The 26,875-nt window shown below is 49.0% G+C and carries 25 protein-coding genes and 1 pseudogene; 3 read left to right on the top strand and 23 right to left on the bottom strand.

Features of this window, described 5'->3' with window-relative positions; translation table 11 throughout:
- Positions 1–184: 184 nt before the first annotated feature.
- From lpdA to BUA14_RS17815, 19 genes and pseudogenes are all read right to left on the bottom strand, one after another.
- Entirely contained in the window at positions 185–1,570 is a 1,386-nt protein-coding gene (gene lpdA / locus BUA14_RS17905) for a dihydrolipoyl dehydrogenase (protein WP_072773837.1), read from the bottom strand.
- A gap of 13 nt (positions 1,571–1,583) precedes the next feature.
- Positions 1,584–2,873, bottom strand: a complete 1,290-nt coding sequence (locus BUA14_RS17900; RefSeq protein ID WP_072773836.1) for a methyl-accepting chemotaxis protein — start codon at positions 2,871–2,873, stop codon at positions 1,584–1,586.
- Positions 2,874–3,090: 217 nt separating this feature from the next.
- Positions 3,091–3,288: a DUF1858 domain-containing protein gene (locus tag BUA14_RS17895; protein ID WP_005809809.1), complete on the bottom strand. Its 198-nt coding sequence runs from the start codon at positions 3,286–3,288 to the stop codon at positions 3,091–3,093.
- A 343-nt stretch (positions 3,289–3,631) separates the two neighbouring features.
- Positions 3,632–5,755: a glycoside hydrolase family 2 protein gene (locus tag BUA14_RS17890; RefSeq protein WP_072773835.1), complete on the bottom strand. Its 2,124-nt coding sequence runs from the start codon at positions 5,753–5,755 to the stop codon at positions 3,632–3,634.
- Positions 5,756–5,896: 141 nt separating this feature from the next.
- A complete protein-coding gene (locus BUA14_RS17885) occupies positions 5,897–6,331 on the bottom strand; it encodes a Fur family transcriptional regulator (RefSeq protein ID WP_011460706.1) in 435 nt (144 codons plus the stop codon).
- Positions 6,332–6,519: 188 nt separating this feature from the next.
- Positions 6,520–6,690, bottom strand: coding sequence for a DUF362 domain-containing protein (locus BUA14_RS17875; RefSeq protein WP_005809805.1), 171 nt, complete (start codon positions 6,688–6,690; stop codon positions 6,520–6,522).
- 136 nt (positions 6,691–6,826) lie between these two features.
- Positions 6,827–6,982: a hypothetical protein gene (locus BUA14_RS28030; protein WP_005809802.1), complete on the bottom strand. Its 156-nt coding sequence runs from the start codon at positions 6,980–6,982 to the stop codon at positions 6,827–6,829.
- Between the two features lie 74 nt (positions 6,983–7,056).
- On the bottom strand, positions 7,057–8,391 hold the full coding sequence (locus BUA14_RS17870; RefSeq protein ID WP_072773834.1) for a vWA domain-containing protein: 1,335 nt from the start codon (positions 8,389–8,391) through the stop codon (positions 7,057–7,059).
- A 14-nt stretch (positions 8,392–8,405) separates the two neighbouring features.
- The gene (locus BUA14_RS17865; protein WP_058491082.1) at positions 8,406–9,290 is read right to left on the bottom strand and encodes an AAA family ATPase; all 885 of its coding nucleotides are present in this window, start codon (positions 9,288–9,290) and stop codon (positions 8,406–8,408) included.
- Between the two features lie 169 nt (positions 9,291–9,459).
- Positions 9,460–9,834 (bottom strand): YlbF/YmcA family competence regulator, encoded by a 375-nt coding sequence (locus BUA14_RS17860; RefSeq protein ID WP_015945006.1) that lies wholly within the window; start codon positions 9,832–9,834, stop codon positions 9,460–9,462.
- A gap of 119 nt (positions 9,835–9,953) precedes the next feature.
- Positions 9,954–10,679 carry a hypothetical protein gene (locus tag BUA14_RS17855; protein ID WP_058491084.1) on the bottom strand — a complete coding sequence of 242 codons (726 nt, stop codon included), beginning with the start codon at positions 10,677–10,679 and terminating at the stop codon, positions 9,954–9,956.
- Positions 10,680–10,758: 79 nt separating this feature from the next.
- Positions 10,759–11,430, bottom strand: a complete 672-nt coding sequence (locus tag BUA14_RS17850; RefSeq protein ID WP_072773833.1) for an HD-GYP domain-containing protein — start codon at positions 11,428–11,430, stop codon at positions 10,759–10,761.
- 78 nt (positions 11,431–11,508) lie between these two features.
- Positions 11,509–12,267: a histidinol-phosphatase HisJ family protein gene (locus BUA14_RS17845; RefSeq protein WP_072773832.1), complete on the bottom strand. Its 759-nt coding sequence runs from the start codon at positions 12,265–12,267 to the stop codon at positions 11,509–11,511.
- 15 nt (positions 12,268–12,282) lie between these two features.
- Positions 12,283–13,608, bottom strand: a complete 1,326-nt coding sequence (locus BUA14_RS17840; protein ID WP_072773831.1) for a metallopeptidase TldD-related protein — start codon at positions 13,606–13,608, stop codon at positions 12,283–12,285.
- Positions 13,605–15,101: a TldD/PmbA family protein gene (locus BUA14_RS17835; protein ID WP_072773830.1), complete on the bottom strand. Its 1,497-nt coding sequence runs from the start codon at positions 15,099–15,101 to the stop codon at positions 13,605–13,607. Before BUA14_RS17835 ends, BUA14_RS17840 begins: the two co-directional genes overlap by 4 nt.
- A gap of 397 nt (positions 15,102–15,498) precedes the next feature.
- Positions 15,499–15,705, bottom strand: a pseudogene (locus BUA14_RS17830) (IS4 family transposase); the annotation flags it as partial.
- 41 nt (positions 15,706–15,746) lie between these two features.
- Positions 15,747–16,145, bottom strand: a complete 399-nt coding sequence (locus BUA14_RS17825; protein WP_072773829.1) for a type II toxin-antitoxin system HicB family antitoxin — start codon at positions 16,143–16,145, stop codon at positions 15,747–15,749.
- Positions 16,146–16,188: 43 nt separating this feature from the next.
- Positions 16,189–16,371 (bottom strand): type II toxin-antitoxin system HicA family toxin, encoded by a 183-nt coding sequence (locus BUA14_RS17820; RefSeq protein ID WP_005809779.1) that lies wholly within the window; start codon positions 16,369–16,371, stop codon positions 16,189–16,191.
- 290 nt (positions 16,372–16,661) lie between these two features.
- On the bottom strand, positions 16,662–17,135 hold the full coding sequence (locus BUA14_RS17815) for a GNAT family N-acetyltransferase (protein ID WP_005809777.1): 474 nt from the start codon (positions 17,133–17,135) through the stop codon (positions 16,662–16,664).
- Between the two features lie 160 nt (positions 17,136–17,295).
- On the opposite strand from BUA14_RS17815, the gene BUA14_RS17810 reads away from it, so the two are divergent.
- From BUA14_RS17810 to BUA14_RS17795, 3 genes are all read left to right on the top strand, one after another.
- Entirely contained in the window at positions 17,296–18,210 is a 915-nt protein-coding gene (locus BUA14_RS17810; protein WP_015945015.1) for a Na/Pi cotransporter family protein, read from the top strand.
- Between the two features lie 870 nt (positions 18,211–19,080).
- Complete coding sequence (locus tag BUA14_RS17800) at positions 19,081–19,491, top strand: LytR/AlgR family response regulator transcription factor (RefSeq protein ID WP_072773828.1); 411 nt, start codon at positions 19,081–19,083, stop codon at positions 19,489–19,491.
- A 316-nt stretch (positions 19,492–19,807) separates the two neighbouring features.
- On the top strand, positions 19,808–21,034 hold the full coding sequence (locus tag BUA14_RS17795) for an ATP-binding protein (protein ID WP_005816160.1): 1,227 nt from the start codon (positions 19,808–19,810) through the stop codon (positions 21,032–21,034).
- Between the two features lie 901 nt (positions 21,035–21,935).
- Here the strand turns inward: BUA14_RS17795 and mobB are convergent.
- The 4 genes from mobB to BUA14_RS17775 are packed head-to-tail and all read right to left on the bottom strand — an operon-like array spanning position 21,936 to position 26,817.
- Entirely contained in the window at positions 21,936–22,427 is a 492-nt protein-coding gene (gene mobB, locus BUA14_RS17790; RefSeq protein ID WP_015945017.1) for a molybdopterin-guanine dinucleotide biosynthesis protein B, read from the bottom strand.
- Complete coding sequence (locus BUA14_RS17785) at positions 22,428–23,642, bottom strand: molybdopterin molybdotransferase MoeA (RefSeq protein WP_005816163.1); 1,215 nt, start codon at positions 23,640–23,642, stop codon at positions 22,428–22,430.
- Between the two features lie 37 nt (positions 23,643–23,679).
- The gene (locus BUA14_RS17780; RefSeq protein WP_072773827.1) at positions 23,680–25,476 is read right to left on the bottom strand and encodes a flagellar assembly protein A; all 1,797 of its coding nucleotides are present in this window, start codon (positions 25,474–25,476) and stop codon (positions 23,680–23,682) included.
- A gap of 36 nt (positions 25,477–25,512) precedes the next feature.
- Positions 25,513–26,817, bottom strand: coding sequence for an LCP family protein (locus tag BUA14_RS17775; RefSeq protein ID WP_072773826.1), 1,305 nt, complete (start codon positions 26,815–26,817; stop codon positions 25,513–25,515).
- Positions 26,818–26,875: the final 58 nt, after the last annotated feature.

Here is a 26,875-nt window from a genome sequence, read left to right as displayed (position 1 = left end):
ATTTAATGAATGTATTATACTTTACTTCCGAACATTAGTCTACAGTTTTTTTCTTTCGTTCGGATATTTTCTTATGACGACTTAACCTACCTGAAGATTAAATTGCCTAAAATAAAAAATTAAAAGGAGCATAGTTATGTGCGGGGCAAAATCCCACACCCTATGCTCCTCGCTCGCTACTACCCTAGGCCAGATGCAGAGGCTTTGCCAAGATCCCATGAGCAGCCTCCATAATGGCCTCCGGCAAAGTAGGATGAGCGTGAATGATCTTAGCCAGCTCCTCAGCCTTTATCTTTTTCTCCACGGCCAGCACACATTCCTGAATCAGGCTGCTGGCCTGAGGTCCCATGATACTGGCGCCTATTACAACTCCCTCTTCATCAGCCAACAGCTTCACTAATCCCATGATTTCCCCTAAGGCTAAGGCTTTGCCATTGGCGCTGAAAGGGAACTTACTGACCTTATAGTTTTTACCTGAGGCCTTTAAAGCCTGCTCAGTCTCACCGACAGCGGCAATCTCCGGGTAGGTAAAGATGGCACTGGGTATCGCCCTTCCCTCCATACTAACCTGCTGCCCCGCCATATGCTCAGCCGCCACCATCCCCTGCATGGAGGCCACATGGGCAAGCATCGCCCCACCCACTACATCCCCAAGCGCATACACCTTAGGGACTGAGGTTTGCATCTGGGAGTTGACTTTGATAGCTCCCCGGTCCAGCTCAAGTCCTAAAACATCCCCATGGATGCCACTGAGACTCGGTCTTCTGCCCGTAGCCAAAAGCACCTGTTGGGCCGGTAACTCCTTTAATCCCTTCCCATCCTCAACGATAACCACCAAACCCTCTTCCTTAGGCTTGATTTCTCTTACCGAAGCCTTCGTCAGAATCTCCAGCCCGCTTCTTTTCAGTAAAGGAGCTAAGCGTTTGGGTATCTCTTCATCGATATTGGGAAGAAGAGACGGAAGCATTTCCACCACGCTGACCTTGACGCCAAATTCGTGGTAAATGGACGCAAACTCCAAACCGATCACGCCACCGCCGATGACCACCAGGCTATCGGGAAGGGTTTCCTGTTCGAGAAGCTCTTCGCTGGTCACCACTCCCGGGAGGTCCACACCGGGTACGGGAATCTTGGTCGGGACCGATCCCGTGGCCAAAACCAAATTCTCTACATGAAGCTCAACCTTGCCCGTTTCGGTCGTGACTTCAATGCGATTGGCCTCTTTTACCTCTCCCCACCCTTTCAGCACAGTAATCTTTTTCGCCTTCATAAGCTGCTCAATGCCGCTCACTAAGGTATTGACCACTTCCTTCTTCCTTGCCGCAATTTGAGGGTAATGGAGCAACGCGCCCCCAAGCTGAATGCCGAATTCTTCGGCATGCTTTATTTCCCGCCATAACTCCGCACTTTTGACCAAGGTCTTGGTGGGGATGCATCCTTTGTTCAGACAGGTCCCCCCCAAACGCTCTTTCTCAACCAAAACGACGGATAAGCCAAGCTGGGCAGCGCGTAAGGCGCAGATATAGCCCCCGGGACCTCCGCCTAAGATGCCAACCTGATACTGTTCCATTAGTTCTTCCTCCCTATACCTTAAAACCCGCGACCTGCTCTCTAAGTTCGATAGCCATACTTACCAAACTTTGCGCAGCCCCGGCAATATTCTGCATACTTGCCGCAACCTCAGCCGAAGCCTGCTCGATCTCCCTTGTGGACACTTCGGCTTCCGCTGCGATATATTCTACTTGCCGGGATTGATTGGTGACCCCTTCCATATGAGTTAAGATTTGCTCGCCGGAAGCGGCAATTTCCGAAATATCACTGGACACTTGTTTGGTGGACTTCACAATAATCTCCAAAGCCTGCCGGGCCGCCAAAGTCTGTTGTAAAGAATTCTCCACTTTCGAATCGGCCACTTTCATGGCGTCCACCGTGGCTGTGATGGTTTCCTGAATACCATTGGTGATCTCGGCCACCTCATCGGTAGAGATCGATACCCCTTCCGCTAACTTGCGAATCTCATCAGCTACTACCGCAAAACCCCGGCCATGCTCGCCGGCCCTGGCTGCTTCGATGGCAGCGTTAAGAGCCAAAAGATTGGTCTGACGCGCAATGGAAGCTATGGTCGCCGTAATCGAAACAATTTGCTGAGATTGCTCATCTAAATTCTTGATACGCTCGGAGGCCTCATCCACCGTGGTATTGGTATCCTGCATAGCCTGGACAATTCCCGACAGACCATCCAATCCCTTTTCGGCATTTCCTTGAGAAATGCCTGCTTCCTGGGCCACCGAATGGGCTCGCTCCGCAATAATCTGAATAGTATCCTGCAGAGCCCTGAAGGAATCCATGGCCCGGGAGATAACCGTCGTTTGCTGGGCCATCCCATTGGACATTCCCGCTATATGTTGGCTGACTTCTTCATTCTTAGCCGCTATCTCCTCCGAGTTTGCAGAAAGCTCATCAATGGACTCAACCCATTCATTGGCCATGATTCTGATCTTATGAATAATCTCCCGAAAACTTTTCGTCATCGCATTAAAGGCCTGGGTCACTGCTGCCATTTCCGCACTGGTAACCTGAATTTGCGTATTCAGCTCACCCTTCGCCACCTGCAATATCCCAATTTCCATCTGCTGAATAGGCTTTAAAAAACGATTATAATTCCGAAAAGAGGCCGCTACAGCAATCCCCAAACCCGCTATCAGATACCCCCCGCAAACCACCAACATTTCAAACTGAGGTAATTTCAGAATAAATTGAATCACCGCCGCTATCACGACAACCGCAGGAATGACCACCTTCAGGGTCTGCCCGATATACTTGAAAAGGCTAACCTGTTTTAAATCCTCGGAGCCATTCATCACAAGGCTCATTTGAGATACCCCCTCATAATCTGGTGATTTTATCCCAGACTTTACTCATTCTTTTGTCTAAATGATTCTCGTTGAATTTGCTTATTCCTCTAAATTAACTAAAACTTCCGAATAATCTCAAAGCCCTCCCTCCAGCATATCTACCTTCTTCCCTACAAAAAGAACCTATTCTGCACAACACAAAATAGGTTCTCCTTTTCCACCTACACATATCTATTTAATTCGCTGCAATCACCTTGTTCAGCTTCTCTACCAACTCATCCGGTTTCTTGCCATGGGTAAGTGCTGCTCCTTCAATGCTTTCCATCGTGGATGAAGGGCATCCTAAACAATGCATGCCTAATTCCAGAAAAGTCTGCACCGTCTGAGGATAGCTGCGTAAAACCTGACCTACTGTCATGTCCTTAGTGATCAAAGCCAAAACCTCCTAACTCCCTCTTACAATTCTCACTAAAATGGTCGGATTTATTATAACTTATTTTGCTTACTTGTTCAACTTTTTGGTGTCTTAGTGCCTTTATTCGTGTCTTCATTCGTGCTGCGAGGCGTCAACGGAGGAAAAAGCGTTTGCTCGGGTTGCGTAGCTTTGCGCACAACGGTCACTCCATAGCTCCGGAGCTGGTCAACTCGCTTTCTTAACAGCTGCGCCAAACCCCGCTGCTTTCTGCATGCGAACCGGTGGCTCCGCTAAGTTAAGAAAGCCTCATTGACCCGACCGCTGTAAATCAAAATCCTGGAGACTCAGCTTTCAGCTCGTTTCAGCCATCAAACAGGATCAGCCTCAGCCAATTGGACTGCTGAACCATATGGACGGCATAAAAGATGTCTTCCCATCGGAAAGCAGCCACCACCGCCCCTATCAGGAGAATGATACCCGGCACCCACAGAAAAGCGGCATAACCACCGCCAATACGATGGACATCCCGAACCTTGAGAGGGAGGAAAAGAAAGTTAAAGCCCATATAGACCAAGAAAGGTACTGAGCGGGGTATCCCCCAGGCTTGCAGGGCCCATAACACACCGACCGTCCAATTCCAGAAGTACCTTCTTTCCAGCCAAGCCGCCAGACCTATGGTATCAGGAGCCCCAGGCAGGTGCGGTGCCACCACGCCCACTTGCAGCAAACGCAATAAAGAAAACAAACTGCCCAAAATCACCCATATCAACCAGGGGGATTGCATCCTTATTCCTTCCCATAACGGCCATTGATTGGGAACCCACTGCGCCCAGGGAACCTCGGTGTTAAAAAGAAGGGCCGTCAGTATACCGGCCAGGGTCATTTGCCGGGTAATCATAGCCAAGCCCTGCCAGAACCACGCCATGCGCAAGGCACGTTTAGGCTTCTTATTCTGGAGCTCTTTGTAGCGCCAGTTCACTGCCGCCAGGTTTGACCAGGCTACGATGACCAAGAGAACCGCCCAGATCACACTGACCCACTTTTCTGCAGGCCATAATCCCCCTCGGCTTCCCTGAGTCTCTTGAGGTTGCTGAATTTCTCCCCAAGATCCGACCCTTGATTCTTCATCGGTCAGATTTAAGTTGAAAGTGGGGATTGGCGCCGTTACAGAGCTGACTTCCTGCTCATAGGCTTTTACCAGGGGCTGGGAGTTGTACTCCAAACCGATTCCGGAAGTATAAGCCCATACCGAGGGGTGAAGACTGGCTGTTTTCGCCCATTCCCCCCACGCCCTGGGCTCGGGAAGACGTTGCGCCGGAACCATGGCACTGCCTGGCAGCTCTATCCACAGCCCTATCCCCGCTCGATCTGCTTCCAGCAGCCAATACTCATCCGGCTGCTGGCCGAGAAAGTAGATAAGATTATAACCTTGCTCCTTGCACTCCTTAAGCCAAGCTTCAATATCGCCTTGATTTCTCAGTTCAGCCTCTTTTTCCGGTGACAGGGCCAGCCCTTTAATGGGCAATTCCTTCCCATTCAAAAGAAACAGCCCATCCTGATATGCCAAAGATGTAAGCCCCAGCGCAAAGGCAATATCGTCACGATCACCCCGCGAGTTGCTTACAGTCAAATACACTTGATAGAGATAAGGATCTTCCGGACTCCAAAGATGTCCATCAGGAATCTGAAAAGCCAAGCTCACATTCTGCACAGGGCTTTCATCGGAATGAACTTGAGTTACAGCTTGAGCAATCTCTGCCGAGCCATCAGAAATTATCCCCTGAACAGTCCATGGTCCATATTCGGAAAACCCATGATGACTCAGCTGAAAATCAACTTGAACCCGGGCCATAGCATCTTCCCATGTCACCTGAGTGCGCGGGTTTTCAAGACTGGTCTCCATAACTGCTTGTAAAGCTATGCGCCCGGTAATCCTGCCTTTATCCGGATAGCCCGAGCCTAGAAAGGTGGCTTTCTGAGCAGACGGTGCGGAAAGCTCCAGCAGCAGCAAATTATCCTGACCATGGTTTAAGGCTGTGACAGGAATCTGGATACGCTCGCTCCCCCCCTCGCCGACTATACTGCCAATGCGATGGGCACTTTCCATCCCGTTAAGATAAAGATCACAATGGCCATAAACTCCATTGATCTGGAGCATAATGCTGCGGGCATTCCATTCAGCCGGAATTTTAAAGGTTTTCAGCGCCACTTGAAATTCCTTGCTTGAAGGAAGATAGCCATACTCCCCGCCTGTGATCGGCGAGTCAATCCCTTTTCCTTCCTGTTCCGTTTCCGTAATCCAGGCTTGACGCAAAGAAGGGTAAATTTTCCACTGCCCTCCCAGGTCCATTTCCCAGCGGTCAACACTGGCTAAAAAAGAGGAGGTTTTCAGGAACACTCCGGGTGTAGAATTCCAATTCCAAATCAACAGTCCCAGAGCTATAGCAAAAGTCAAAACCAATAAGTAAAGACGTTTATTAAACATAATCGGTGTGAACCTTTCTTTTTGTTCGTTCTTAATTTCTAGACGATCCGTTAAATTCCTTCAAGGAATCCTTCGATGAGAATAATCCACACAATAAAAAAAGCCCGATCCATGACCAGACTTTAATCAATCGACTATCGTTTAATTCATCTTTTTTATATCCCGTGCTGCACATTGGGGACAGACCCCATAGAACTCAAGACGATGTCCATGGACTTGGAAGCCTGTATGGGAACCCACTTCTCTCTCCAATTCCAGCAGAGGACGATGGAAGTCGACGATTTTCCCACATTCAGTGCATGCCACATGGTAGTGATTGCTAGGATTCCCATCAAAACGGCTTGACATATCTCCATAGGAAAGCTCCAAGATATGTCCATGTTCTTTCAACATGTTTAAGGTATTGTATATCGTTCCCAAGCTCACACCGGGAAACTTCGCCTTGACATGATGATAGATTTCCTCAGCTGTCGGATGAGTATCCGTACCTAAAAGAAACTCTAAAATAGCCTGACGCTGGGGAGTAAATCGTACCCCTTTGTCCTTAAGCTGCTTAAGAATTTCGATGGCAGTCATGAACTCATCTCCTTGCATTTTAAAATAATTATTATTTTTAGTTTAATGAAAAATATATAAATTGTCAAGATAAAAAAACAATATTTCTTTAAAATTAGGACTTTAGTCCTAGTGAACCACTTTTTATCATCAGCTCGGCTGAATAAATTAAAAAGGGAGTCAAAAGACTCCCTTTTTAAGAACATGAATTAAGCTGGATTTGGAGCGCCAGTCGGGCAAACTCCAGCACAAGAACCACAATCAGTGCAAGTGTCGGCATCAATGACGTAAAGATCATCTCCGGCGCTGATCGCACCTACTGGACATTCTGCTTCACAAGCTCCGCAGCTGATGCACTCAGAATTAATTACATATGCCATTGTATACAACCCCTTTCTCCCCATTCTCAATTGTCACTATAACATAAAGAAAGAAAGTTAGGCAATATGTAATCCAATATTTTGTCCAGCACTAATAGAACTTATTCTTTTCTTAATTTCCCAAACAATCAGAACCTTAAAGATCCCGATCCGGCCGGTAAGGAACCTGATACAGTCTCCTCATGCACTGGGCGCAATAGGGCAGCATCCGATTGCTGACATGATTTCTCCGAAAAAGCACTCTGTCCAAATCTTCATGTTCAAATCCGCAGGAACGACATTTTTCTAACACCCTGACTAACCTCCTAGTTTGTGAGCTTATGAACGATGTGTTTACACCTATAGTATGCCTCACAAATCCAGGGTTTAAACAAACCCGGTTGATTTCTTCAGGATATCCTGCAAATGCCCTAAGGTGTTGCATTCAAACATTTGGCAATAAGGTTGAAAAAGCTCGATGGCTCTGACATCTTTCCAGCGTTTCTCAGGTAAGGTGTTCAACCAGATGATCTCCCTGACTTTGCCGCGGGTCTTCTTTAAATAGACGGCGGCCTTTTCCCCTTCAAGAGTTTGCGCATCACTGAGGATGAAGAGCACCGTCCGGCGGCTGAGGGAACTACCATAATGCTCATGGAGTTCCTCCAGAGACACGGCAAGATTGGTACCCCCGCCAAATTCCCCCACTAAATCCGTCATCGAAGTGTTGAGCATCCCCTGAAAAGTTTGAGCGCCTCTCAGCTTAGAGGTAATATTAACCAAATGGCTGGCAAAGACATAGGTCTCGATTCCGGAAACCAAGCTGGTTAAACCATAGATAAATTGCAGGATAAACTCCGTATATTTCAACATGGAGCCCGACATATCGCAGACAAGCACAAATTTGGGCTTACCCTTGCGCCGTTTACGATAGGTTTGCTTTAATAAGACTCCTCCATAACGCAGATTTTCCCGGACGGTGCGCCGCATATCCAGGCTTCCCCGTTTTCCCTGACCCAGTCTGCGGGAGACCTGAGAAGCAAGCCTGCGGGATAAGCGGCGGATTAATTTACTGACCTCAGGCCATTCCTCCGGGGGTATATCTTTCAAATCCTTGGTCAGATAATGCATTTCCTTTTGGCGCATAGCCCGCTGGGCTTCGTTCAATAACCCTTCCTGCCCCGGAGGTGTAATTGGAAAATCTTCTCCCAGCTTGCGCTTCCAGTATTCCAGGGAGCCATGAAGCATTTTTTCCACCATGGGTTGGAAAGAGTGATCCAGCTGCATCCCATTTCTCGTCCCCTCTTCTGACCGTTCAAGAAACTGCTTCAACCGCTCTTTTTCCGCTTCCGGAAGGTTCATGTACGTTGCCAGCTGTTCATCGGAGAACTTCAGCTCTTCGCCCTGAAAACGCAATTCCTCCCGGCTCTGGGCCACTCCTTTTTTCCAGCTCTCCGCTTTCTCCTGAGCTTCCTTTTGCCAGGCGGACTTAGCTTCAGGCGGGGCAAAGAACACACGAAAGACCTCTTGGAACCAGGGAAGCTGATTCACGGATTTTACCAAAGTACTCTGCAAAATCCCTTCCACCCGGGACTTATCTTCCATGCCGATGAGGGTTAACCCCTGCAGCGCATCCTGAAACTCAGTGAGGTTGACCGAGATGCCCCCTTCACGCAGAAGGCCAATAAATTCCAGCAGATGACGATCCAGTTCACTTCGTTGCACTAAAGACGCACCCCTTACATCCCTTTCGTCTCCCAGATAAGCCGCTCTGCTCCCATCTCCCGATAGAAAAGCTCCAGATCTTCCTTGCTTTTGAGGAGCAGATTCAGAGTAGCCTCTACCCAGGCAGGGTCAAGCTCCGTTTTCCCCATGACCAATAAAGCTTTGGCCCAATCCATGGTCTCGGCAATGGAAGGAAGCTTTTGCAAAGCCAGGCGCTCCCGCAGAATACCGACGGCCTTAGCCACCTGAAAGGCCAATTTATCAGGTAACTCAGGATATTTGGTACGGAGAATCCTCACTTCCTTCTCCACGGTGGGGGGATTGACATGGAGAAAGATACAGCGCCGTTTGAGGGCGTCAGATAATTCCCGTTCACCATTGGTGGTTAAAATTACAAAAGGACGCCTTTTCGCTTTGACCGTTCCCATTTCGGGAATCGTTACCTGGAATTCACCTAAGACCTCCAGCAAAAAAGCCTCGAATTCCGCATCGGTCTTATCGATCTCATCAATCAGCAATATGGTGTATTCATCACTCATCAGTCCCTGCAAAAGGGGGCGGGGCAAGAGGTAATCCAGCCCAAATAAGTCCTCTTCCTTAAGACCCTCCTCTCTCATTTGAATTCTGATCAGCTGCCTCTGATAATTCCATTCATAGAGAGCTTTGTTCTCATCAAGTCCCTCATAACACTGGAGACGAATGAGAGGCGCGGCAAATACCTGACTCAACACTTTGGCAATTTCCGTCTTTCCCACACCAGGGGGTCCGGCCACCAGAATCGGTTTTTCCAGTTGGGCGGCTAGATAGGCTGTGAGGGCGATTCGATCCTCTTTCTCCGTTATATAGCCTTGTTTTGTCAATTCCTGTTCAAATTGATCCAGCGAAATATCCAATTTCATGAGCTCTCCTCCTCCATAGTATCCATCATAGCACGAAACCAACATTATGAAAATTCAGAAATCTCCTCGTGAAACTTTTACTTTTTAGTTATTTTAGCAAAAAATCCGCAGCTCCCCCAAGGAATTTACGGATTTTATAATTTGCAGATATGTGCAGCTATGCGCTCTTCTAAGCCAATATTTGTGGCTGGTCATTATCTTCGAAGCCCAGGGGCAATACATCAATGATGGCTTCCCCAATGATTTTCTGTACATCATTAATCATGCGCGATATACGAAATTCTGCTTCCAAGTACTCCCGGGCCGCAGGATTAAGACTTAACAAACTGTATAGACGTTCAAGCTCCTGCTGCTTGCCTTGTGAGATATCCAGCTGAAAAAGCTGTGCTTGCTGGATTTCAAATTGCTTCATCTGGAAATCGCGAATCATTTTGTACTGGCCTTCATCAGCTTTCATCAACTCTTTGGCGACGATAAAGTCGCGATACTCATCAGATTCTTTGATTTGCTGAGCCAATTGCTGGGCTGTCTCGTAAATAGACATCTTCCCAACCCCTCTCCCTCTTCCGCTTTAACCTTACTCTCTTATTATTCAATAACCACCTCATAAAATCCTTCGCCTCATACTTTGTAACACTTAAAACTCATATTGCCTGATGAGTACTAGCCGTTAAAAGGCGTAGAATATTCCAGGGGAAGGCTTTGGATAATGAGCTGCTCCAGCACTTCATAAGCCTGAAGGCGGCTGTAGGCCAGAAGATCATCCCATTTCCTTCTTTCGAATTCCCAGGGTGAATAGGCCGATACCCGGCTGGCAAAGCCGATGGGGCGTCCTTCGCCGAGCAGCTTTTCCAACCTCCGGGCTGCCAGACTCACCGGACCATTGGGGCGTGCCGTACAGAAAATCGGCTCCAGACATAGTGCCGGTTTATCTTTGTAAGTCACCAGCAAACTTTGTTTATATAAAGGCTCTACCCCTACCTTTTCCTTTTGAATCTCCTCCCGCAAAAGAGAGGGTTCAAGAACATCCTGAGCACCAAGCCCCCGCCAAAACTCCTTCTCAGCAACATAGTTTATCGGCGCTCGCAAAGCCATCGCTCCCATTTGCCGGGCAAAGCGGGTGACCATTTCCGCAAATTCACGTTCACCAGCATTCTTGACTGTTAACCCCATCATCACGATCAATCGTTCCGAGGAACTAATCAGCAGCTCCCCCGCGCTCTGCTCTTCCCCCATGCGCAGAATCTGATATCCAGGGAGCAGCTGTAAGGAGGTCTTGATTTCCTTTCCCCGCTCCGTTAAAAACGCTCCCAAAGCTTCGGCCCAATCGGTCAAACCTTCTTCATCCCAATCTCCCAAGGGATTTAAAGCTAATTCCATCCACGGCATACACTCTCTCCTATCCTGATCCTATGTTTTCCATAGTTTGGCTTCGGATCAGGATTTCTATCCCGAGAATTTACCGAGGCTAAAAATTCTTCTTTAATTCCTCGTCCAACCATTGATCAAGGTTAGCCGGAAAGACGGGAGTCGTCTCCAAATAGTCCAATATTTTTTCACCCCAATAGGGATCAAAATGGATTCCCAATATGGAACGCATCTCTTTAATGACTGCACCGGGGTCCTGGGATTTATTTTTATGCCGGCGGACCTCAACATCCCTGACATAATGATCGAAAACCCGCACCCCCCGTGCCAGTAAGGGAATTTCCGTGCCCTTCAAGCGATAAGGATAGCCGTCTCCGGAATAGTTCTCGTGATGGGATACCACGCCTTTGGCAATCCTCTCCCAGAAACGATTGCCGGTCCTTTTATAATAGTCCATGACAATCTCTTCGGAGACGAGAGGATGTTCGACCATATAGCCCCATAGTCTAAGCAGCGCCTCCCGTTCGAGATCTTTTAAACGTTCACCGGAAAGAAGTATTTCCAGGGGCCAGCGGAGTTTGGCGATATCATGCAAAAGTCCTGTCGCCACAAATTCATTTCGTGTAACCCAAGCCTGCTTGACAAACTGCTTTCCCATGTCCGTTTCTGCGAAACGATTCATCAGGTAGCCTACCCTTAAGCTATGGTAATAGCTTATATCATCCACCCACGCCAAGTCCGTGAGCAGCTGTCGTATTTCATTACCGTACATACATGATTTCCTTTCCGCCATTCCGGAACAGGGGAGCAGGTTTCCTGCCCCATTCCGCCCACTGCCGCCGCTCAGCTTTCACAGCGGGTAATATTCTTTTTGTCCATGGTCAAATCCAACAATATCTTTTATCCCCAAATCTTTCAGAAGTTGGGCAGCCCTCCCGGCATCACGTCCTACATGCTCCGCTCTATGGGCATCTGAGCTCAAGGTCATGGGAATGCCGCGACGCTTAATCTCTTGAATGATTTTCACCTCAGGGTAATATTCACCTACCGGTTTGTACCGTCCGGCGGTGTTAAGCTCGATGACCAGCCCCTTTTTTTGAATCTGCGCCAATGCCCCGCCTGCTAAACGGAGAATATCCGTCCGGGGCCGGACTCCAAAAAGCTTTATGAGATCGAAATGACCCATGGTGGTAAAAAGATCGCTGGCAGCCGCCATCTCCACCCAACGAAAATACTCCTCATACATCCCATCCGGATCTTTCTGACGATGAACGGCCTCCTCCTCAGGATAATCGAAAGCCCACCCATTCAGCTCATGAACAGAGCCTATGACAAAGTCAAAAGGAAATTGCTCCAAGAGGGTTTTGATTTTCCCCTCATCTGACGGTCGATAATCCACTTCCAGGCCGACAGCAACCTTTAGATCAGGATACTCTTCAGCCACTTCCCGGATCAGCGGCAGATTCAGCTCGTCATAATAAACATCATGATCCGCGAAGCCGATCTGTTTCAGACCCACCCTCCGGGCTTGATCCAGGAACTCCCGTATCGTTTCCGCCGTGGCCAAACGATCCCCATGACCGGTAAGGTGTACATGCATATCCAACATCTCTTGGTCCTCCGTTCAACTATTCTGCACCCCGGTCTTCACCACAAGATACGGTTTCAGCTCAATCTCAGCTTTCCCCAGGAGGGTCTCAGCCCCAGCCAAATCTCTAAAGAAGTTCCCGTTGATCTTCACATCCCGTTTGCCAACAATTTTACCCTTCAGGATACGCAAACTTTGCGGGGCACTGAGGGAATAATCCCCGGAAACACTGTTCTGGGTGTGCATCCCTAAAACAGAGAGAATCAGAATTCCATCCTCAATCCCCTCAAGCACCTCTTCCCAGGGCTTCTCCTGAGCAGACTTAAGATAGAGTCCTGAGGTTCCGTAGGAGATACCTGTGGGAGGTGCTCCCCAGGCTTTGGCGTCCTTCATCCGCAGGATGGGACTGTGCAGGCTTCCCCGTTGAATCAGTACCGTTTGCTTAGCCGGCACTCCTTCTGACGTCAAGAGATAAGAACTCCATTCCAGAGGGCGGAGAGGATCCACATAGAGACTCAGATCTTCATGAAAAACCAGCTGATGATTTTTAAAATCTTCGACTTTAAAGGCGCTTTGTCCTTCCAGGATGGTTTGCCCGACAAGATTTGGGTAGATAAATTGCCCCAAAAGCTCACCGACAACACTGGGTGAAAACACCACTGCAGTTTGGGCGTTAATCTCGGAAGACTCCTTCTGCAATGCCTCATAATAGCCCAGGGTTCGCTGCCAAAGAATTTCCCATTCTTCAGGGCGAATCAGCCTGCGCTTGGCAAATCCTGCCCCTACCAAGCTGTCAAAGGAATAGGAAAGGGCATATTGGGACTGCTGGTGGCTGACGGCTAAGCCATGGGAGTTCCGATTGTGCCGATACCCCCAGCTTGCTTGAATACCGGCATTGAGATGAATTCCTGAGGGAGTGTCACCCAGCAGCTTGGCCAGTTGCTCGAAGAGAATTCCATCCTCACCGGCCAAAATCCTCTCTATTCCCTGATCCTCTACGGTTACTAATGGCAAAGGCTCAGGAGCGGGGATATCCGCTCCCCCCGGATCTTCGTAAGCAGCCTGGCGCCATTCCTCCAGCTGACTCTGCCAATATGCGCTTCCCTCATGGGGAGGAGGGGTTTGGACCTGAGCCTGGGTTAATCGTCCATCCTCCCAAATAATATAGACTTCTCCACTCTCTCCTTGACGGCTGCTGGGCGGAGTGTAGACACTGCCCGGGGAGTTTTCTTTAATTCCCAGGGAGATAAGCCTGGCTTCCTGGACCATCAATCTCCAGTCCCGGATTCTTAATTCATCGTTTAAGGGTTCTTTTTTGGCTCTTTGGAGGAATCCCTCAAGCTGTTTCACAAGTTTCATCATTGCTCTCCCCCCAATGTCACATATTCATCCTGATCAAGGAGGAGGTAACGGTGACTGCCGCCGCTGGAGGGAACCGATTGTCCGCCTTTACCGCAAGTTCCGATAGCGTCAAAGCATCCCCCGCCCAATCCGGCCCGAATAGCCTGCAACGCCGAAAGAATTTTACCGCTAAAAATGCTGGGCTGGTAGATGGTTAAATTGGGATCAGCCACATCGACGATTCCATCACATTGAAAGACAAAATCACCGGTCTTCGGGTTAACCTGACCTCCCCGATACCCTAAAAGCAGGAGATGTTTTCCTTCATCATGAAGCTCCCCCGCCGCCATCAAGGTCTGGCGCACCTGGGAGATCTCTGCCATCAAATCGGAGGTAGGGGCTAAAGGAAGGACATGATCCACCAGCAAACGAATATTGGTCATCCGCGGCAGAGGAATATGTCCATAACTTTCCGCCCTTCCGGCCCCTGAGACAGGCATACCGGCCTTATGTGCTGAAAAGATATCGCCTAAGCCTGCTTGCAGCACGCCGTCTTTCACGATCTCCACCGTTTCCCGTACCAGACCATTAGCGGAAAAAGGCTGATAGGCCCAATCCCCCTCTAAAGGACCATCGATAATATGTACCCCGGGACGGGCTACTTGCAGGCCTTTTCTCAGCTTCCCTGCTTCCCCCAGCACGGACTCCTGCATATGATCCGACTCCACCGCATGTCCAAAAGCCTCATGAGCCAGCCCCTTGGCCAATCCATAATCAATGATTAACGGATAATGACCGCTGGGCAAATGGGGAGCCACACAGACCTGCTTGGCAAATTCTCCCCGCTCAACCCCTCTTCGCTCCAGATCGGAATCCTCTTTTTCCAAAATCAGGAGCCCGGCATCCACCCCGCTCCGTTGTACAAGGGCATTCTTAGCCCGTCCCTGCACCCTGACCGTCACCTGATGCATCAGCACGGCCCGGGGGACTACATAGGACACTAAGGTTCCATCGGTCCGCCCGATACACCAACTATCTTCCACCTGACGATAACTGGTCTGCCAGGCATGTTCCGGACTTCGATTCAGCAAACGCTTATGTAAAAACATCACCTGTTCCTGCAATTCAGCTAAGGAAAAATGAGCAAACTCCAGCTTGGCCGGATTGGGACCTTCAGCCTTTAAAGGAGAAGCGTCGTAGATGGCACGGTTTAATTCTGCTCCCAATCTAGCGTTATGTTCGGCCAGGGACATCGCCCTTTTCATAGCCTCCCTTCCCGCCTCCACCGTCAAAGCATCCACAGAAGCAAATCCCGAGGCTCCTTCCGGAGTAAAGGCCTGAACGCCGATTCCCCTCTCTCTGGCGGTAGACACTCTTTCAAAGCGCCCATTGTTAAGCCTTAGGGACCATTCGCGTCTCGCTTGAGCACGCACAAGGCAATAACCGCCTTCCTGGGTTTGGGGGCCATCCTGCAGGATCCTTTGCACTATGTCTGATATTTCTTTCTGATCCACACTATTCCTCCATTAACAAGCTTTTCTCTATTATACCACTGTCCTTGCTGAACATAATCTTCATTATGAAATTCTGAGCTACTTTTCGCACCAAAAAATTTTACCCTACATGTATATTGGCAAATTTCCTGGGACACAATGAAGATAGTCTCACGTTTTCCAATTTTTTATCCCCACTCCTCTCTTTTACTTCACTTGCGGCTGATTGTCGCAAGCTTTTTTTTGCCATGGATGAAAAAGGGGCTGTCGCAGTAAGACAGTCAGAAAAGTAACAAAAGAGGGCTACTGGTAGATGCCAGAAGCCCTCACACCCATCTGCTCTTTCCCTCTTTTACCCAAAGGACTGCTTACCTAAGAGGTAGCCCTATTCCACATTTTTACACCGGCTTTGCTCTTTCTGAACACTCGTGCTGATCTCTCGCAAAGCTCTGTATTCTTGAAGTTGAGCATGACTGATGAGGAGAGTAAGTTGATTGGTTGTTAGTTTTTGAGACCGAAGGTCGAGGCTTGGGACTTCCCGATGAATATCTTCCCATAGATCTTCTGAAAAAAACGGCTGGAAGGTTTGCATAAATGTGGATTGTGTAGTATCCTTGTCCTGCATTTTGAAATCTCCTTATACCACCCTGGATTTTTTGGATTGATCTATTGAACTCCTAATTGATCCTTTAAAGCATTTTGGAGAACTTGGGAAAAGTTGATTCCTTCACGTTCTGCCATTGAATTAAGCCATTGAGGAATAGTAAGGGTTTTCTTTACAGCCTTGTTATCGTAAAATTTCCTATACTCAAGAGTATCAACGCCGATTAGAGCGATAAAAGAACCGTGCGTAAAAGGAATATCTGCCGGATTGGAAGGCGTCGGAATAGGTTCATTGGATTCTTCCAGCTCGTAGAGCCGTAAGCATAAAACATCTTCAGCCATGTCATAAGCGTCTTGTAAATCATCCCCTTGGGTATAGCAGCCCTCAACATCAGGAAAATTGGTTGAATAGATGCCATTGGTTTCAGGCGTAAAAATTGCGGGAAATAGATATTTAGCCATAATTAAAATCTCCTTTCAAGATTTGTGAAAGAGATACGGAATCTTATTTCAATCCCGCATCATTCAGAATACTATCAAGTGTACCTTTGGCAATCTCTGTTTTATGCCTTGGCACAGGGAAAGATTTGTTTGTGATTGGACTGTAGTAAATGTCGTGTTTTTTGCCATGGCGTTTTAGGGTTATATTATTTTGAGCTAAGAGCTTAAGCAGTTCACTTGTCTTCATTTACTGGTCCCCTCTTTCTAATTATAGATTAACACGTATCAACACGTGTGTCAATGGTAAATATGTATTTACACGTATTATTCTAAGTTAAATTAGCTCAAACCGGCCTACAATGCTGTATTAGCCGTCGATGCCGAATACATCGTCAGTGCTCTCATCTCCCAGGAGCGCAGTGATGTCGAGAACTCAAAGGAAAATATATACCTTTTGGCTACTCCCTTCCACAAGTAAAAGAGGGTGCAGCTCAACGTTTCTCATAAACGTTTTGCGACACCCTCTTTTTCACGTTTTCACTTAAGCACCTTGACCATGAGCTTCCGCTCTTCCGCAAAACCAAGGCTCTGATATAATTTTACGGCCTGGACGTTATGAGAACTAACTGCTAAACCAAGATATTCAATCCCTTGCTCCCGGCAATAGGTTTCTGCGGCCTCCATCAGAACCCTGCCGATGCCATGGTTGCGATAGTCTTCGAGAACCGCAATATCCATAACCCATCCTTGAGGTAATCCCGTCAGCTCTTCCACAGCATTGGGATAAAGAACTAAAAAGCCTGCCGGCTTTTCTTGCTCCATCTCAGCAATAAACACCTTGGAGCCGCTTTGATTGATCCATGTCCAGAAGTTTTTCAGCATCTTGATCCGATACTTCATGGTCTCTTCCATGGGCTGCTGACGCCATGGTGAAATATTCACCGGAATAACCCTCTTGGCTAGTTCATACATAAATGGCCAGTCCTTTACCGTTCCCTGGCGAATGAGCATACCATCACCCCTTGGGATAATTTACGCTCCTCCGGGAAGAGATGCTCCTGTTCTGCTAACGAAAATTTACCCATATATTTTATGGATGCCTCGAAAAGATTCCTTAAGCGGACAGATGTAGACTCTATAGACTCTATAAAAGAAAGGAGAGGCCGCGATCTTGACCATTCTCCTTGCCTTAACCCTGGGGCTTGCCTTTCTCCTTTATGGTATGCATATTCTGCGGTATGGACTTCAAGCCTTTGCCGGAGACACCTTCCGCAATCTTCTCTATCAAATGACCGCCACCCCCTGGCGGGGCTTCTGGAGCGGAACCCTGGCGACAGCTGTACTCCAATCCAGCACGGCACTGACGGTTATGGCCGTCTCTTTTGTCGATTCCGGCCTTATTTCCTTTCGCAACGCTTTAGGGCTGATCTTAGGAAGCAATATAGGTACGACCGTGACCACCCAACTGCTGGCCCTGCCCCTGGAACCGATGATTCCCTACGCCCTTTTAATAGGTGGATTAGGCTATCTTTTTTTCCCCCAGCGCTGGCGCTATCTGGCCCTTTCCTGCCTGGGTTTAAGTTTTCTCTTTCTTGCCTTAAACCTTTTGGAAAGCGGTATGGCTCCTTTGGTTGAGGTAGATTGGGTGCAGGAATTACTCCATCAACTGGGAGATCATCATTTCCAGGGGATCATCGCCGGCACTCTGCTTTCTGCCGTCCTCCACTCCTCAGCCGCTACCACGGGAATCGTCATGATTCTCGCTTCTGACGGTTGTATTACCCTGCCTACAGCCATCGCCTTTATCTTCGGAGCCAATATCGGCACCTGCTTTACAGCCGTCATAGCCTCATTGGCCACTAACCGGGCAGCCCAGCGGGTAGCCCTCTTCCACGTCCTTTTAAACCTCTTCGGTGCACTTATTTTCTTTCCCTTCCTAACGCCACTCGCTCTTTTCCTGCAATGGATCGGGGGGCCTGTCAGTCTTCAGGTTGCCAATGCTCATACCCTTTTCAATGTGCTGTCCTCTCTCATTGCCATGCCTTTTCTGCCTCTGGCGGCCCGGCTTTTGGAGCGGATACGCTGAGCCGGCTTCTTTTTGCAGGTATCTCAGACAGCATGGGGAGGGCTCTGCAGGTAAGTCTCCAGGATTTTACTTTACATCGGTCGCTCCATAAGCTGCGCGGACAAAACTAACGCGAAAAGCCCGCCACTCCGAAAGGTGCCCCGCCAAATCGCTCCTCGAAAGCACTGCTTTCGCACTTGTTCTCAATAGCGGGTTGGAAACGTCCTGTTTCCAACCTTTCTCCGCTGCGTGCTTTTCGCGAAGTTTTGTTTCCGCTCGCTTAAATCCGCTTCCTACCATAAAGCAAAATCCTTGGGCTGCTTTTCAAGCCTGTGCATGCTGGGCGTTGCAAGAACGCGGGATAGACCGCCTTGTCGGGGCCGTCTTTACTGACGCCGCTGCTTGAACGAAAATTCCTGCCTCAGCATCACGTAGCTTGTAATTCCCTCCCAATACCTCTATAATGGATACAGGTGGAAATTAAAAGGCCGCCGCGGTCTGAAAGTGTTAGCGCACTTCCAGGCACGCGCAAGGTGTGCACACACCTACACGTAACAGCAAGCTGTCCGCGACGACAGATCCATTATACAATGCCCTTCGCTCCAGTACAACAGTACGGGCGGCCAGGGAGTATAATCGGACTGCCGCTCAGGGGAGTGCTGATTGTGTGCGACTTGAGAGCAGTAAACATGAGACAGTATGAATTCAGGCGCATGTGTAGGGATAAACCCTTGCATGCGTCTTTTAATTTCCCCTGATCACCGCCGGGCCGCCGGAAACGGACCCTTGATTGGGGTCCGGTCCGGTGCCGGGCGGAAAAGGGGGAAATAGAGTTATGGATAGCAGAGCAGGAACCGGCCAAGGGCCAAAGAGAAAGGCCCGGCGGAAGCCATGCTGACCGCCGGGTTGAATATCAGCCTGTGTGATGACGGTGCACTTCAGCGAGCGTACGTGAAACTTATCATTCAGGACTATGAAAGCAGATGCGGAGTCAGGTTTAACCTTTATGAATTCAGCAGCGGAGAGGAACTGCTGGCGAAATTCAACGAAAACCCTAATCTATTTGATCTTTTCTTTCTGGATCACCGGATGAAAAAGATCACCGGTCTTGAGGCTGCCTCCTACATAAGGCAGCGCAATAAAGCCTGTCACATCGTTTTTATAACGGCGTCGGAGGAGCAAGAGGATTTTGCAACCGTGTCGCCGCTCCGGGTCTTGAATAAACCGGCCCAGCCAGCAGCCATCTGGGACATTCTGGACAAGGTCTCGGCAGAAAGAATAAGCTGCAGTCATAGTGGATGATGAGCTCCGCCTTTTGTACAGGAGCTTCACGATTCATTACCGCCTGTCAAATTCGACACCAGTGTCGAATTTGACAGGCGGGGAAATCGAAAAATACCCACTATATTAAATTATACTTTCTAAAACTGGTGGATTTGATTATGATGAAGGCGAGGCGTTGAGGGAAATATAGGGAAAGGTGCCTTGTCTAAGTCGTTTTTTCCGTCTTTACCGACGCCGCTGGGCGGCAAGGTCAGCGGCGGTTGACATTCGCAAGGATTTAGGATAATATAAAACAAACTTTATATTATCCTAAATCCGCGTAGGAGGATGTGTCATGAATTATATAAAAAGGAGCCTTGAACGCAAGTTCCTGCATATGAGCAAATTTTTCAAGGCGGTACTTGTAACAGGCGCAAGGCAGGTCGGCAAAACCACTATGCTTAAACATTTGGCCGAAGGGCAAAACCGTACCTACGTCACACTGGATAACTTAATGGCGCGAAACCTGGCTAAAACCGATCCTGTACTGTTTTTTCAAACCTACAAGCCACCTGTCCTCATCGACGAGGTGCAATACGCGCCGGAGCTCTTCAGCCAGATAAAAATCCTATGTGATAGCAGCGAGGAACCGGGCCTTATTTGGCTCACCGGATCACAGCAATTTGAAATGATGAAAAACGTGCGTGAAACTCTGGCAGGCCGAATTGGCATAATGACGCTGTACAGCCTTTCCAAAAATGAAAAAGATGGTATAGAATTTGAAAATTCCCTGGATTTTTCTCCGGAATGCCTGTTTGCACGGCAGCGAATTGCTGAAAAAAACGATGTGCTCAAAGTCTTTGAACACATCTGGCGGGGCGGCATGCCACAGGTGCTTCATGCCGACGCCGAACAGCGGCAGGAGTATTATAACGCCTATGTCAATACCTATCTGATGCGCGATGTCGCCGAATTGGGCGGCATTACCGACTCACTGCGGTTTGCCAAATTCCTGACTGCCTGTGCCGCGCTCACCTCAGAGCAGGTGAACTACAAAAACCTCAGCGAAGCGGCGGACATTTCGCAGCCAACAGCAAAGGAGTGGCTGCGGCTGCTGGAAGGACTGGGTATCGTCTACCTCCTGCAACCCTACGCCAATAATGCATTCAAGCGTCTCACCAAAGCCCCTAAGCTATATTTCTGCGATACCGGACTTTGCGCTCACCTCTCCATGTGGCTGACCCCTGAAACATTGATGAACGGCGCGGCCAGCGGACACTACTTTGAAAACCATGTCGTGGCGGAAATGCTGAAAAGCTACGCCTATTCCGCCTCGAAGGCGGTTATCACTTACTTCCGGGACTCCAACGCCAAGGAGATTGACATCATTGTCGAAGCAAACAACCAGCTTCACCCATTGGAAATCAAAAAATCCGCAAGTCCCAACAGCCGTGAGATCAACAAGTACACCATTTTGGATAAATCGTCTATCAAGCGCGGCCACGGAGGAATCCTCTGCTTATGTGAGGAAGTGGTACCGATCGATGAGCAAAACTGCTTTATCCCCTGCAATCTGATATGAGCCAGGAGGAGCATAACAGAAAGAAACTATTCATTAGAAAAGCACCCTGCTTGCCTTTGACTAGCAGGGTGCTGAATTTTGGAACGGATACGGTGAGGCGGCCTCTTCGCAAGCAGGGGGATCTGCTGGACGTCTCCAGGATTTTGCTTTACACCGGTCGCTCCATAAGCTGCGCGGACAAAACTAACGCGAAAAACCCTCCGCTCCGAAAGGTGCACCTGCGCCGCTAAGTCATTCTCTGTGACGTGGCGGCTTGGGCGAAACCCTCGTCCGGGTTTCGTGGCTAAATCGGCTCCTCGAAAGCACTGCTTTCGCACTTGTTCTCATAGCCGGCTGGAAACGTCCTGTTTCCAGCCTTTCTCTGCTGCGTGCTTTTCGCGAAGTTTTGTTTCCGCTCGCTTAAATTCGCTCCCTTTTGTAAATCAAAATCCTTGGGACGGCTTGCGGGGATGAGCGGGCGGGGCGATGTAGGAGATGTGGGGCAAATCGCCTGACTTGAGCCACTTTTTCCGTCTTTACCGACGCCGCTTGGGCGGCAAGGTCAGCTGTGCTGAAAAAGACCCGCAACGTGTAGCTTTACGCACAAAAGCAGACGGATTTAGCGGAGGGGCGGTCGGGTGAACGAGGCTTTCTTAACTTAGACGAGCCACCCGTTCACATCAGGTATTACCCTGAGGTTTGGCTCGTCTGTTAAGAAAGCGAGTGAACCAGCCCCGGAGCTATGGAGTAGGCGTTGGGCGTAAAGCTACACAACCCGGATAACACGTTTTCCCTTTCCACTGATGCCATTTAAGCTACATGACCAGCTGCTCTGAGGAAAGACCCTGAAAATGCCCCCAGAAATTCCTTAGCAAAGGGCTCCGGGGCCTCCCTAAAAAAGTGAGACAGGATGCCCCCTGTCTCACTTTAATCCATATCGATTTGCCAGAAAATCGCAGATGCCCTGGGCATCATCCAGATCGAAGCAAGGTATCCCCAACTCAAATCGCACATCGCTGGCAATGGCCAGCAGCTGCTCCGGATCGGATAGGAGCTCTTGATGGACCTCTGAGCGAAAAACCTCAATCCGGGGTTGGTTCCCGTGCTTATATCCCTCGGTAAAGATGAGATCCACATCCCTTATGCGCTCCAGAACTTGCTCTAAGGTCCGCTCCTCCTGAACTTTTTCAATCATAGCCATCTTCTCAGGAGAAGATATAACGACCACATCCGCTCCGGCCTGGGCAAACCGCCAAGTATCTTTGCCCGGTTTATCCATCTCAAATCCATGGACATCATGCTTAACCGCAGCAACCCGCCAGCCCCGGCGTTTGGCTTCTGCTAACAGCTTAACCAGCAAAGTGGTTTTACCTGAGTTGGAGCGCTGTCCAACGATCGATACCACAGGAACCATTTAATCTTCCTCCCATGAACTGATCCAGCGGCCTTGCAGGCGCTCGCCCTTCTGAACCGGTCCATGCCCGCCCGGAACATCCACCAGAAGATGGCTTCCTCTCATGGAGCGGATAACACCGGAGCCTTGGGCAAAGCTGGGATCCGCCCAGATCTCTCCGTTACGAAAGACAGCCCGGGCCCGCAGGAACCTTCTTTGCTTGCCGGATTTCCCAAAATCACCATCCATATAGACGGGAAAAATCCGTTCCTGAGCTGTTCTGCCCTTAAGCTTGCGCAAGGCAGGGCGGACCAGGAGTTCATAATTCACCACTGCCGCCGCAGGGTTTCCCGACAAGGAGAAATACAGCCTCTCTCCCTTAACGCCAAGAGCGACCGGGGTTCCGGGTTTAAAATTCACTTTCCAGAAAAGGAGCTCACACCCCGCACCCACCAAAGCGTCGCGAATCAGATCATAGTCACCCACCGAAGCTCCTCCGGTAGTAACTACAAGATCCGTATCTTCCAAGGCCTTTAAAGCCTCGATGGTTTCCTCCAGATCATCTCCCACAAAGGGGGCGGCCTTCACCTCACACCCTGCCTCCAGAAGGAGGCCTTTGAGGGTATATGTATTGCTGTTATAGATCTTTCCGGGCAACAAAGGACTGCCTACATCCTGAAGCTCAGAACCTGTAGATAAAATCCCCACCTTGGGACGGCGATAGACTTCCACCGTCTCAACTCCTAAGGAAGCCAACAACCCAACAGCGGCAGGGGAAAGATACTCTCCCGCTCTTAAGACGATATCGCCGCATTTTGTTTCTTCCCCTTGATAAACTATATTGGCCTGAGGCTTAACCGGCTGGTTAATCGTGACCTGGCCAGCCGAACGCTCCGTGTCTTCCTGTCTTACCACGCAATTTGCTCCCTTAGGAAGTGGTGACCCGGTAAAAATCCGCGCACATTCCCCAAGATGAATTTCCCGCTCAGACCATGTCCCTGCAGGAATCTCACTGACCATATCAAGGGTCAGAGGAGCTTTATCCGTTGGCTGGGCGCAATAAGCGTACCCATCCAATGGGGAACGATCAAAGGGCGGCATATCAATTGCTGCCTGAACATCTTTGGCCAGCACTCGGTTATAAGCCTGTCCCAGGCCCACTTCTTCAACGCCAAGGGGCTCTATCCTATGGAGGATAACCTCCAAAGCCCGTTCAAGAGAAATCATAGTTTCCATAGCTTTCACCTCTTATCGAGATCTCATCCGTGACATTTTAACCCTTTAATCGCTCAACTTCCACCTTGCCATGTTCACGATAAATCTCGAGAGATTTATAGGGCTCATCAATCGTTATGATCTCCTTATCTACAACAATAACTACATTAGCATAACAATAGCCCACTTTCAAACGCTTGGTTCCCGGGAATTGTACGGTGGTCGCCGTGATTCCGGAACCTCCCAGTTCCTTGATCACAACATTGCCTCCGGAAATAATCCTGCCACCCCGGCATACCCCTTCTATCCTAACGTCCCCGGCAGCTTGAATGATCGAATTATAGGTCCCTTTCCGGCAGGAAAAATGCCCCGCACATTCAATTAAAGCACCTTGAACATAGTCCACTTGACATTCAAGCTTTTCCGGAACATCCAGGGTGATATTGCCAATGATTTGCTCAAAAGCCTGACTTACCCGTCCAAGCAGAGGAAGAGCTTGCGGATCAAGTGGTCCTAATCCGCCTAAAAAACGCTTGGCACTGCGCACAGAGATGACTAAGTCCTGCTGAATCAATTCGTCCTTGGTCGCCAGAAGGAACTTCTCAAGATCGCTGGCCTGCTTGGGCAAGCCGGGAAACCTTCGTTCTATAATCAATTTAAGACATTGACCCGGCTTCAGATCCTTGCCATGAGGCGAATTAATGAAATCCTCCGTAATCATTAAGCAGGCTACCAAATCATCATGGAGGGCCTGCAAATCATGGAGAAGCTTGGAGCGGACCACATAGCGTGCTCCAACCACCAGCTTGCCCGCCAAAACATTACGATAAATGGTCAGTCCCTTTTCCGCTCGAATCTCCGCCCGGGAAGAGGAGCCACGAATCTCCACCTTTCCCTCCGAGAAAATATGTAAACCATCATGAACATCTCCGGAAATAAATACATCTCCCGGAAATTCAATGCTGCCTATAGATAAATCCAAATCCTGATTCAGGATATAAGCGGGCTCCACCCCAAAGGACAATTCATCCATGCGCAGTGGCAATCCAGCCACTGTGGCCATAACTTCCAAACCGTCCTCAGATAATTGAACATTCTTTTTCAGTTTAAATTGGAAATCCCGGGGCTTTTGTGACGGTATCTCCTGCCCTTTAACATTTCTCCCGGGAGTTCCCGGCACACCGGGAATCTTCCGGGCTAAAGCCTGCCCCGCATTGACTAATTTTAACTTTGAAGCAAAATGATCAATCCGTTGATCTTCTTCGAGTGCAGTCTCCTTTTTGGTCAGCAGATCAACGAGCTGAGCGGCAACGGGTAAAGTAGGCGGTTTCCCTTGGGCAATGACCACTTCTCTCTTCCCCTGTACCATGGAAATGTTATACCATGCCCCCGGCAAAACCCCAAACACAATCCCGTGAGCTTGCAGATCCCCAAGGAACTTCCTCTGATCCCAGTAGGGGCCTTGAGGCTTGGTATCCTGCCAAATCAGGAGATCCTGAAAGCGGATGGTAATATTATCGTCGAGGGTTTCAGGAAGAACATAGAATCCCGGTTTCAGATGATTGACCTTGGCCACTGCAGTTAGTCCCTGATCCCGGACTTCAATTTCCCAGGTTAATTCTCCCGGAAAAAACTCCGGATAAAACTCAAGAATATCACCGGCATCCACTTTAAAGGCGGTCTCCTGACTTTGACCTTTATAGGAAAGTATACCTGCCATGGGGAAAGGCACAACAAACTTTACAGAATCCCCCATTTTGATAAGAAATTTATTGTCTTCTGCTTTCCAGATTACCGGGCAGACATTGGATGAATTATTATCTGTCATTTCCGACATATCCTTCACCTCACTCATCCTCTAAGAGGGAATTTCCCTCCACCTTCTTTGTGCTTACTCACTGGGATCATTGACAGCTTCTCCACCCCCTGCTCCCTCAGGTACACTGGGTTCCTCCGGTGCACTAGGTTCCTCAGGTGCACTGGGTTCCTCCGGTATCCCTGGTTCTTCTCCTGTACCTTCTCCCGGTTCTTTTCCTGGTTTATTTCCTGGTTTATCTCCTGGTTTATCTCCTGGTTCATCGCCCGGCTTCTTACCGGGTTCATTCTCAGTCCCGTCGTCCACAGGCTTCTCCTCTTCAGCAGGGTTGCCTTCATCGTCAGGATCGGTTATGTGGTAATCCGGAGATTCCGTTCCATTAGGATCACCGGGGCTTCCCGGTACTTGGGGCAGAGGGTTATTGGGCTCTACCGGTTCAAGCAAATCGATAATCGTGTCCCCGACAACCTTATCCGTGGTGATTCCCCGCAGAAGGTTGCTGACCACCTCTTTCACTTGCTCAGGATCCACATCCCAATAACTGAGGCCATTCATATCATGGAAACTTCCCGGCAAGGTTTGGGTATAAATCTCCACATCTTTAAATTTAACAGCGGTCTTGGCAATCTTAAACATATCACCTAACTGAAGGTTCGTATTGACCGCTTCATTCAACTGAGGAATCAGCCAAGGCAGCTTAGGCAGAGTGCCCAGCTTGAGCATTTCCCCGGCTACAGCCTTGAGAACTATCTGCTGCCGGGCAGTGCGTGAAATATCTCCCAAGCCATCATTGCGAAAACGCGCATACTGCAATGCTTTGGAGCCATCCAGTTTCTGAAGGCCTTTTTTTAGATTAATAAATCCGTCTTCATCATCTCCGGTCTCATAATACATATCCTTCTCCACATCCACGGTGATTCCGCCTAACGTGTCGATGATTTGCTTGAAACCATTAAAGTTCGTCTGAATATAGCCGGAGATAGGTATGCCCACCAGATCAGAAACCACATCCACCAGGTTATCCAAATCTGTCAAAGGAGCTACTCCATTAATCTTGATATCCTTATGTCCGGGTATAGAAACACGGGTATCGCGGGGGATGGACAATAAGCTGACCCGGGCGCTTTTAGGATCAATGGTCGCTAAGATGATGGTATCCGTATTGAATGATTGTTCCCCAGGCCGCTGATCCGCACCGATCAAAAGAACACTGATGCGGTTCTTCAGTTCCTCTTCAGTCATAGGGCCACTTTGCTCACCCGGCAGGGGTTTTGATTTGGACATACTGAGTCCACTGAAGCCGAGAACGATTCCTCCCACAAGAAGTACCATGACCAGTAAGGTTAAACCCAATCTTTTGAAAGCAGATTTTTTTCGCACACTATCACTCCACAAGTAGTTAATTAAAAAAATCTCGTCTCACAACTTATTATACCTT

Origin of the sequence: Desulfitobacterium chlororespirans DSM 11544, from assembly GCF_900143285.1 — a bacterium.
GTDB classification, from domain to species: domain Bacteria; phylum Bacillota; class Desulfitobacteriia; order Desulfitobacteriales; family Desulfitobacteriaceae; genus Desulfitobacterium; species Desulfitobacterium chlororespirans.
The sequence above is the reverse complement of the archived record's forward strand: the minus strand, read 5'-3'. Positions and strand labels throughout refer to the sequence as shown.